Annotated in this window: 6 protein-coding genes and 1 pseudogene; 1 reads left to right on the forward strand and 6 read right to left on the reverse strand. The window is 49.8% G+C overall.

Annotation, left to right across the window (positions count from 1 at the left end; all coding sequences use genetic code 11):
* The 4 genes from MGMO_RS10345 to MGMO_RS10360 form a co-directional block, all read right to left on the reverse strand.
* Nucleotides 1–707 (reverse strand): STN domain-containing protein (locus MGMO_RS10345; RefSeq protein ID WP_036307503.1); only part of this gene is annotated, 707 nt, incomplete at its 3' end.
* A gap of 234 nt (nucleotides 708–941) precedes the next feature.
* The gene (locus MGMO_RS10350; RefSeq protein ID WP_023495001.1) at nucleotides 942–1,286 is read right to left on the reverse strand and encodes a hypothetical protein; all 345 of its coding nucleotides are present in this window, start codon (nucleotides 1,284–1,286) and stop codon (nucleotides 942–944) included.
* Nucleotides 1,287–1,508: 222 nt separating this feature from the next.
* Nucleotides 1,509–2,525 carry a FecR family protein gene (locus MGMO_RS10355; protein ID WP_023495002.1) on the reverse strand — a complete coding sequence of 339 codons (1,017 nt, stop codon included), beginning with the start codon at nucleotides 2,523–2,525 and terminating at the stop codon, nucleotides 1,509–1,511.
* A 78-nt stretch (nucleotides 2,526–2,603) separates the two neighbouring features.
* Entirely contained in the window at nucleotides 2,604–3,122 is a 519-nt protein-coding gene (locus tag MGMO_RS10360) for an RNA polymerase sigma factor (RefSeq protein WP_023495003.1), read from the reverse strand.
* A gap of 239 nt (nucleotides 3,123–3,361) precedes the next feature.
* Here MGMO_RS10360 and MGMO_RS19025 point away from each other — a divergent pair.
* A pseudogene (locus MGMO_RS19025) lies at nucleotides 3,362–3,637 on the forward strand (sigma 54-interacting transcriptional regulator).
* A gap of 51 nt (nucleotides 3,638–3,688) precedes the next feature.
* On the opposite strand, the gene MGMO_RS10365 reads toward MGMO_RS19025, so the two are convergent.
* Nucleotides 3,689–6,175 (reverse strand): EAL domain-containing protein, encoded by a 2,487-nt coding sequence (locus MGMO_RS10365; RefSeq protein WP_023495004.1) that lies wholly within the window; start codon nucleotides 6,173–6,175, stop codon nucleotides 3,689–3,691.
* A gap of 16 nt (nucleotides 6,176–6,191) precedes the next feature.
* Nucleotides 6,192–9,440: a PAS domain S-box protein gene (locus MGMO_RS10370; protein WP_235557267.1), complete on the reverse strand. Its 3,249-nt coding sequence runs from the start codon at nucleotides 9,438–9,440 to the stop codon at nucleotides 6,192–6,194.
* Nucleotides 9,441–10,005 lie beyond the last annotated feature (565 nt).

Raw genomic sequence — 10,005 nt, forward strand, 5'->3', positions numbered from 1 at the left:
TGCCAGGCATGGAACCGGTTTGCCAGCCAGCCCGACACTATTAGAAATCTGTGTACCCGACAGTGGGCTTTATTAATATAAGAAACTATTGGCATTGGTATTACTTGCACGTTCAGCGGCGTTTCCATGATCGGCGTGTCGGTCTTGGTGCCTGCGGTGGCGTTGGGGATGACGTAATCCTTGTTGTAGGGGTCGGCGTAGTATTCGACATCGTTAGTCGCATCGGCATCCACCGTCACTTTCGGCAAGGTTGTGTTATTTCCTTTATCTGGTGCGTCCCCGGTTACCTGGACAACAGGGAGTAAATACGGGTCGTTTTCACCGTTAAGTTCAACGTGTTCCGGCTTAAATAACACCACAGTGTTGTTGCCGGTAAAGCGGTAATCCAAACCGGAGTTGGCAAGCAAATGCCTCAATGCCTGCTTGGTATCGTGTTCTTGGCTGATGCCGCGTGTCTTTAAGCCGTCAACGAGGGCGGCATCGTAGACGAATTGGATGCCGGATTGCTCGGCGAACGCGGTCAAGGCGGAATATAAAGGCTGCGATTTTACGGTAATACCGTGGTTTGCCGTATTTGCCGAAGGCTGTTCTTGGGCAGGTAAGCACAGCGGAAAGCTGATCGCCAAACTGAACAAGCCGATGGTCGTGTGGTTTGCCAGCTTGCCTAGCAGGGGAATGCATCCGGTTTTTGATGAGGTAGGTTTCATGCGCTATCCTGGTGATAATCAGTAATAGCTATAAAACGGATAACGCCACCAAAAACCGTACTTGGGAAAGGAAACTTTTATGCGGGCGGTTTATTTTGTGAAATTCCGTACTTATTGATTCGGCCTTATGATGTTTTAAAGTCCGTTCGCCTGTCGAAAGGTTAATGTGCTTCGATAAACTCAGCACGAACGGTTCAAACATTAAAGGGCCGAATCAATAATCAACCATGACGGTCAGTTTTTCTCCACTTTGGCTTTTCCCGCTTCGGCTTCTTTTTGGATGCGGCTGACTTCGTTGCGGAATTCTTCTTGGGCGGAGTTTGCGGTTGTCGCAATAATTTGATTATCGATATTCGCTTCTTTCACGATGCAGTTGTAATATTCCTGCGCCTTGGCTTGCCAGGCATTGATGTCTTTCACGCTTTGGTTGTAGCCGTCCACGCTTTTGGTGTTGATAGTGGGAGCGGGCGGTTTTTGCCCGCAGTTGGCGGGTTGCCATTGCCCGTTCATCAAGCTGCCCGCTTGTGCATTCAGGCCGATTAAAAATAAACTAACGACTAAGACGGCTGCTGGTTTCATGCTTATTTTCCCCGTGGATTGTTATTGGATGCCGGATATTCTATAGGAATCTCTGAACAAGCCCTTCGACAAGCTTGTATGGTAAGGAGTTGATTCCGTTCGTGGTGAGCTTTTCGAACGCTCTCCTGAGCGAAGTCGAAGGGCATGAATGGAATCAACTTGCCCAGAGTTTCCTATAAGACGTTTGAAGTTGAACACTCCCCACCTGAAAGATGACATTTTTTATCCAGTGGAACTGATCAACACTAAAGGCCCGACCTGCCTTACTGCAACGGGCAACGTACTTTCCAAGGCTTCCAGCCAAGCGTCAATTTGTTTGAGGTCAATGACGGCATTGATTTTGCGTTGGGCAAGTTGCGGTGCAAGCAGCCTGACCTTTACCCGGCGGTAACGGTTGATCTCGTCGATGGCTTGCCCAAAGGTGACAAAATTCATCTGCAAACGCCCGTTAAGCCAAGCATCCGCGCCGTCTGGATAGCCATGAGGCAATGGGGTGAAGCGGTTATCTTGGTAGGCCACTTGCTCGTTAGGGTTCAAGGTTATTGCGTTGTGGCCATCTTCTGCTTTATTGGTGTTGCTTACCTGCACTTTACCTTCCAACAAGGTAATCAGGCCTTGGTGATTGTCATAGCGCACAATAAATTGCGTTCCGACCGCACGGGTTTGGATGTTGCCGGACGCGACGATGAAAGGCTTGTGGTCATCATGGGAGACTTCAAACGCCGCCTCGCCCTGCAACAATTCGATGTGCCTTGCGCTTGCCGAATAATGGACGTTGATCGCCGTATCGGTATTGAGATGAAGAATGCTGCCATCCTCCAGCCTGACCGTTTTTTGTTCGCCAATTAGTGTACGGTAATCGGCCAGCGGATAACTGAGGTAATCAGGGAACCAACTGAAAGTTACCCAAGCCACGATGGCCGCGGCTAAAAACCGTTTAGGCCAAACCTTGCTTAAACGGCGTTTGGGTGCAGATTGTGTCGCTTGATTGCCCTGATTTAATGCAGGTTCTTCAGTGCCTGATAGGGTTTGCTCATGCCAAACCAACAAAGGCGCGTCTAGCTGATCCCACAGTGTGTTAATCTTTTGGTAGGCTTGGTTGTGGGCGTGGCTGCGATTGCGCCAGTTAGCACACTCGACAAAGTCATCGGCAACCGCCTCACCTGAAGTCAGGCGGGCGAGCCAATCGACGGCCTCTTGCTCTAGACGGTCGCGGTTTGCAGTAATCAGTTTTTTCATTGATTCAGTAGGGTCTTTGCCTGGAAAAAATCCTTTCGACCATACTATAACGAATAGCGAGCGAAAAAACCGTACTCCTCAGTCATCAGCCATGGCTTTGCGGAGATGATCCAATGCTTGCACCAATTTCTTCTCGACCCAACTTTTCGAGATGCCGAGGCGCTCCGCAATGGCTTGGTGCGTCAAGCCTTCGATCCGGCTCAGGTATAAGACTTCTTTGCAGACTTTCGGCAATGCTTCCAGGGTAGCTTGTAACTGCCGCAACTGGTCGCCATCAACGGCGATTTTTTCAGGGGTTGGCGTTAATTCCGTTTCGTCTTGTTCCGCGAAGTGTCCATGCACTAATTCCGAACGCCGCTTCTCTGTACGGAAATGATCCGTCGCCATATTGGTGGCGACCTTAAACAGCCAAGCCTTAATCGCGTTGTCGGAATCGGGGACTGGGTGCAAATAAGGCAGCCGCAAATACAGCTCCTGCACCAAGTCCGCAGCCATTTCCGGGCTATGGGTGGATAAGGTGAGAAACCGCAGTAAAGCCGGGCGATAAGCCAAGTAAACCCGATTTAGGTGGGTATTCGTTTCCGCGTTAATCGCCATATCCGCCTAAATATATGCGATTAATGGGAATCGGATTAAATCGGGCCTTTTTTCACAACCCGTAAGCGTACCTGAGTCCTTTCTAATGATGCGCTTAATTTGGGTCATTTCTTGGATCGTTAACGATTGCTTGTATTTTTAACAAAAAAGCAAAAAGCACGCCAAAATATTAACACGCTATAATCAATTGGTTAACATTTTCCCATTAAGAAAAGTGTGTGAAACCACACACCGAATACGTGATATCACACACTTGTTTTATAACCTTAAACTGTGTTGCCCTGCCGGAAAACCTGATTGAATCAGAATTGTTCGGGCACAAGAAAGGCTCATTCACCGGCGCTATTGGCAACACTGAAGGGCTGTTTCAGGCTGCAGATGGCGGCCCTTGATTCCTGAACGAAATCAACCCACTGCCTATTTCCATCCAGGAGAAACGTTTGCGCCTTGTCGAATCTGGCGAATACTTAACCGTCGGTGGGACTGAACCTTATTCGGTTGATGTGCGGGCCTAGCCGTCAATAAACCGGATTAGCGATTGGGACGGCATTTCAGAAGAATTCAGCTTACTCACGATTCCTGAACAAAGATGCTTTTACGGCTGCGGCATTGAACCCGGTATTGAGCTGTTCTGCCGTAACAGCCTGACTGAATAAATGGCCTTGCAGAATATCGCATTGATGCGCTTTAAGAAATGCCGATTGCTCTTCGGTTTCCACCCCTTCGGCTGTAACGCTCAAATTGAGTTCATGGGCTAGGCCAATAATCGCCCGCACTAAAGTCTTGCTACCTTCGTCATGGGGGATATCCTTGACAAATGAACGATCTATTTTGACACTGTGGACCGGAAACCGTCGAAGATAGGTCAAACTGGAATAGCCTGTGCCGAAATCATCGATACTGAGCCGCACGCCCAACTTATTTAATTGCTGTAAAACCTCAAGGGTCCGCTCCGGATCCTGCATAACCGCCGATTCGGTGATTTCAAGTTCGAGTGAGGCAGGTTTAAGCCCAGTTTCGGACAGCACAGCATTGACCATTTGAAACAAGTCGCTTTCATGAAATTGTCGGGCGGATACATTGACTGCGACAAGGGTGAACGGCCCGTCATTATCTTGCCATCTTTTGGCCTGCAAACAAGCGGCTCGCAGCACCCATTTTCCTATCGGGACGATCAACCCTGTATCTTCCGCTACAGAAATAAATCGGTCGGGATAAACAAGACCCCATTCAGGGTGCTGCCAACGCACCACGGCTTCGACACTGTTGGCTTCGCCGTTTGCTAAGTTTATCTGGGGCAAAAAGTGAAGCCTGAAGCCATTATGCGTTAAGGCATGCCTTAATCCTCTCTCGATCGTCATGCGTTCACGCGACCTTTCCGTCATTTCCTGCGTATAAAACTGGTAGTTATTTTTACCGTGTTCCTTGGCCAGATACATAGCCGTATCGGCGTTCGTCAGCAGGATTTGGCTATTGTCCCCGTCGTCAGGGTAAACGCTGATCCCGACACTTGCGGTTATCACAACATCGTTGCCTTCGAGCGTAAACGGTTGCATGAGCAGGTCAATAGTCTTTTGCGCAATCCGCGCTGCATCATCAATATGGTTGATATCGTTCAGGAGCACGATGAACTCATCACCGCCCAGCCGTGCCAGGATATCACCGGCACGAACCGAACTTTTCAACCTTACACTGACAGCCTGCAGCAACAGGTCGCCGATTCTATGGCCCAAAGTGTCATTGATCAACTTAAAGCGATCCAAGTCGAGAAACATCAGCGCTAATTTGGCATCATGGCGCAAGATTGTGGACAATGTGTGGGTAAAACGGTCATGGAACTGTGAGCGGTTAAGGAGTCCGGTCAATGCATCGTGGTTGGCGAGATAGCTTAATCGCTGCTCGGCGTGTTTACGGTCGGTAATGTCCTGGACCTGGATGATGAAATACTGCGGTTCGCCGGCAACGTTGCGGACCAAAGATGCGCTTAGCAGGGTCCAAACCATCTTGCCAACGGTTTTGTGGTGGCACTCCACCTCAATTTGAAACGACGGCAACTCGTCGCTCAGCAATTGGCGCAGGTAGTGGCCAAGCACTGTGTCGTTATCCCCCTCATGAGTAAGCATTTGCAGGCTGGCTGTCAACAATTCCCCTTCTGAGTAACCGAATATTGTGACGAGTGAACTGTTGACGAGTAAAAAGCGGTTCTGTATAGAAACCAATGCCATACCGATGGCAGCAAGATCAAACGCACTATGGAAGCGCTCTTCACTTTCTCGAAGTAAGCTTTCTATGTGGCGACGCGCAGTGATGTCACGAAAAACTAAAACCGCCCCCAACAGTGTCCCGTCTTCATCAAGGATAGGGGCCGCACCGTTATCAACGGGCAATTCCACACCGGACTTGTTTATGAGCAATGTCGCGCAATCCAGGCCGCTAACAGCAAGGCTCCTTAATGCCCTCGAGACCGGGTTTTCAATGACCGCACGATCTAACTCTGTCAACAGCGTCATCAATTCGCTGACGATTTTTCCTTTGGCTTGTTCCAGCCGCCAACCTGTCGCTGTCTCGGCCACCGGATTCATGAACCGGATCCTACCTTCGGCGTCAGTTGCAATGACGGCATCGGTGATACAATGCAAGGTCTTGGCAAACCATTGCTCGCTTTCCTTCAGCTTCTGTTCCAGTTGATGCTTATAGATCGCGACTTCGATGGCTGCGTGCAGTTCATCAGGGCGGAATGGCTTGATTAAATAGCCATAGGCCCCTGTGGTTTTCGCGCGCTTCAAGGTGGCAGGATCGCTGTAAGCCGTGAGAAAAATCACCGGGATATGCAGTTCCGATATCTTTTGCGCCGCGCTGATACCGTCCATGTTGCCTTTCAGCACGATGTCCATCATCACGAGTTGGGGCCTATGTTCGCTTGCCAGGGCGATAGCTTGCTCACCTGAAAAAGCGGTCGCGACCACGTGATAGCCGAAACCTTCCAATTGGCTACGGATATCCATCGCAATAATGCCTTCATCTTCGACAACCATAATCTTGTTTGCTACCATAGCGCACACCACCTGTTTAAGAAATATTGGAAAAGCGGATAGTAAACGTAGACCCCTCTGCCTGATCCAGGGTTATCTGCCCCATGAGTTGGTTGGTCAGCGTAGCGACCAATTGCAGGCCTAACGAGTCGGTTTTCTTGAAGTCCACGTCGGTAGAAAAACCGATGCCGTTATCGGTGATTACGAGGATGGATTCACCCTGATCTTGCGTGAAGTTGACACCGATTTCACCGTGTCGATCACCCGGAAAAGCGTGCTTTAGGGCGTTGGATAGGAGTTCATTGATGATAAGTCCGCAAGGAATTGCGGTATCGACATCGAGAAACACATCGCCGATCTTTATGTTTATATCAATCTTGCCTGAATGTGCCCCGTAACCAAACAGCAAATGGGCGACCAAGCTATGAATATAGTCATTGAAATCAATCCTCGCCAGATCCTTCGATTGGTAGAGTTTTTCATGCAATAACGCCATGGATTTGATACGGTCAGCGCTCTGTTTGAGTAGATCCGCTGCCGCGACATTTTTGACATTTCTGGCTTGCAGGTTAATCAGGCTCGATACGACCTGGAGGTTGTTTTTTACCCGATGATAAACTTCCTTAAGCAACATCTCTTTCTCGTTGAGCGCTTCTTTCAACTTATCGCTAGCGTTTTTGCGCTCGGTAATATCCTGCACGGTTCCATGCAGGATGATAACGTTTTGGGTGTCATCGCGCGTGGCTATACCACGGGCGACGATCCAGCGGCGGATACCGTCGGCGCGTACCACCTCGGCGTCGCATTCGTAGGGAACGCCTGCCGCTAAGCCCTTCTCCACGGCATCGGCGAGGGGCACCCAACTATCGGGGGTGAAGTACTGCTGAACCTCAGGGTATGGGGCCGGAGGCAGTGCCGGATCGCGACCGAAGATGCGATAGATCTCCTCCGACCAAAAGTGCTCATCGGTTCGTATATCCCATTTCCAGCCGCCTAAGCCCGCAAGATGTTGCGTTTCTTTCAGGGCCGACTCGCTGGCTTTCAGCGCCACTTCAGCTTGCTTGCGCTGGGTAATGTCAACGATAGAACTGAGGACTATCGTACCGATATCGTCATCGATGAGGCCAAGGCCTATTTCAACAGGAAATTCGCTGCCGTCCTTGTGCAGTCCGTAGAGCTCACGGACTTCGCCCATCGGCCTGGTTTGCGGGGCGGCGAAGTATTTGTGTCGGAAACCGGCGTGTCCGCCACGAAAGCGTTCCGGCACTAGTACTTCAACAGGTTGCCCAACCAGTTCAATGCGTGAGTAACCGAAAGAAGCCTCTGTTTGTGCATTGACCATCAGGATCGTTCCTGACCCATCCACCATAACTATCGCGTTGGGCGCCGATTCCACCGCCTGTCGAAACCGATGCTCCAGGCGCTTGCGCTCGGTGATGTCGACAATGGAGCTGAGCACCAGTGTTTCTTCATGGCTATCGATGAGACTCAGCCCTATTTCAACGGGAAACTCGCTGCCGTCCTTGCGCAGTCCGTAGAGCTCGCGGCCTGCGCCCATCGGCCTGGTTTGCGGGGCGGCGAGGTAGGAGTGCCGGAAACCGGCATGTCCGCCACGAAAGCGTTCCGGCACTAGTACTTCAACAGGTTGCCCAACCAGTTCAGTGCGTGCGTAACCGAAAGAAGCCTCTGTTTGTGCATTGACCATCAGGATCGTTCCTGACCCATCCACCATAACTATCGCGTTGGGCGCCGATTCCACCGCCTGTCGAAACCGGTGCTCCAGGCGCTTGCGCTCGGTGATGTCAGCAGAAATACCGTCGATGCGCAAAGGCGTCCCGTCAGCGTCATAAACAAGTTGTGCCCGATCATAAAGCCAACACACTTCGCCATTCGGTTTCACGATCCGGTATTCAAGGCTACCGGCCACGCCGGCAAATAAATTTTTCGAATATTGAGTTATCAGTTTCCTGTCATCTGGATACACCGCCTCAAACCAAAGGGCGGGATTGGTAAAAAAATCAGATTGCGGCCTGCCGTATATCCCTTCGACGGCCGCGTTTAGGTATTGCAGCTTATATGTTTGGGCACAAATTGACCAGATCACGTCGGTTATCGACGCAAGGATGCCCTCGAGCCGCTTTTCTGTAGCCCGAAGCGCCTGTTCTGTCCGATTGCGCTCAGCGGTCTCCGCCGTGAGCGCCTCCGTCCTTTGTTGAACCAGGTTTTCTAGATTCTGATTGGTGTGCAGCACAAGATCCAGCGCCTCATTCTGCAAGCGACGGGAATGCGCCAGTTTCCAGCTAATCAAAAAAAGTATCATCAGTAAGGCCGAAAGCACAGCCAGTATAGGCATAAGCAACGGGTGGTTTCCGTAAAGGGCATGCTGCGGCAAATATGCAACTACTTTCCAAAATGGCGTATGGCCTGGGAGGCTACTATTATGTCCTGTAGTTTTTTGCTTGTCCGGCACTAAATAAAGGGTGTTGAATGTCCACAAACCCCCGTTATCTTCGAACTGCCCATTATCCTCGGCCAGGATGCGATGCCAGGCGGCAGGGTGACGCTGTGCAAGCGTAAGCTGGTCGCGCCCGAACATAAAGCCCCACTCCTCTTCGGGTTTGGGACTTTTTAGCCAGTAACCCTCTTGGCTGAGTAACATGGCATGATCAGCAATTTCTGCTGTGGCTTTATTAAAGCGCGCCAACAATTTTATCCCCAAATAATTGATTATTACGATGCCGCGCTGGTTGCGGTGGCTGTCGAATACGGGAGTCGCAATACGCAGCATCGGTTTATGCGGGATTTCGATACGGTCATGCTCAATATTAAGGTCAAAGGGCGAAATATAAACTTCGCCGTGTTTCAACTTGGAGGCGGCTTGAAAGTAATAACGAGCACTTTGGTTTTGTAGTTCATCGATGGGCACAATCGTTGGATTGCCATCATTAAAATTGACGCGCACCCGTTCCATGCCGGTTTCGTCTAGCCAGCGGATCTGATCGTACATACGACTTGAGGCAGAAAAATTGAGCATGTTTTGTTCAAAATTGAGAAGTTCCGTAGTGACTCCCCGATCAAGAAAATTTTTTAAGCCGTAGTCGTTGGAAACAAAGTCTATGTTACTTTTAATTTCCTGCAATCTAACGCTAATGACATTCTGGCCGATTTCTACGGCGGCCGCTTCCCGTTCGCGGTTTTGGGTAGCGGCACGGTTTTGCTCATTGTAGTAAACATAATAGGCTCCAGCGCAAAAGATTAGGGCCACGGGTAAAAATACAACTAGCACCTGAAAAACAAATCGTCCTCTGCGGTTCAATGTTATAGGTGGAAGATGAGCCATTAGCAATCTCTACGGGAAGTGACCTAGGTCACACTACTCTAGCAAGAAAAATACTGTTAGTTCTAGGCCGGAAAGAAGGTAATGCGTACGTTGATATTTCTGCCCGAACATTCGGTGAGAACGCCCCATAGACGAAACATCCCTAACGGTCAGCCAAGGCTTGTAGTGTTTACCAATGCCTGCTCCTTGCCCTTCTTTAATCCATTTCCGAGCGGTTTTCTCTAGCTTAGAATATTTTCTCGCCATTAAAAAGCCGCTGAACCTAGACTCATACCACAAGTCTAAACTCAGCGGCTTTAGTATTCAACTTTATTGCTCAGTTTCCTACTTCATAAAGTACTCTACGACAACAGCTATCATTTTAAAAGGCTATGTCACCGTTAAATATGGAATGAATATCTGCTACTCCAGTCTTGTGGTTTTAGAGTATTGCTTTGGGAGAGTATGATGAAAAATGCCGAATTCATGCAGTTAGTCACCGCCCTTCGGGAGCTGGATCATCATCAGCGCA

The sequence above is a fragment of the Methyloglobulus morosus KoM1 genome, assembly GCF_000496735.2.
Classification (GTDB): Bacteria; Pseudomonadota; Gammaproteobacteria; order Methylococcales; family Methylomonadaceae; genus Methyloglobulus; species Methyloglobulus morosus.

Bases quoted from the DNA above. Each gene is read 5' to 3' on its own strand.
- MGMO_RS10350 (WP_023495001.1), bottom strand. From the start codon at position 1,286: ATGAAACCAGCAGCCGTCTTAGTCGTTAGTTTATTTTTAATCGGCCTG.
- MGMO_RS10355 (WP_023495002.1), bottom strand. From the start codon at position 2,525: ATGAAAAAACTGATTACTGCAAACCGCGACCGTCTAGAGCAAGAGGCC.
- MGMO_RS10360 (WP_023495003.1), bottom strand. From the start codon at position 3,122: ATGGCGATTAACGCGGAAACGAATACCCACCTAAATCGGGTTTACTTG.
- MGMO_RS10365 (WP_023495004.1), bottom strand. From the start codon at position 6,175: ATGGTAGCAAACAAGATTATGGTTGTCGAAGATGAAGGCATTATTGCG.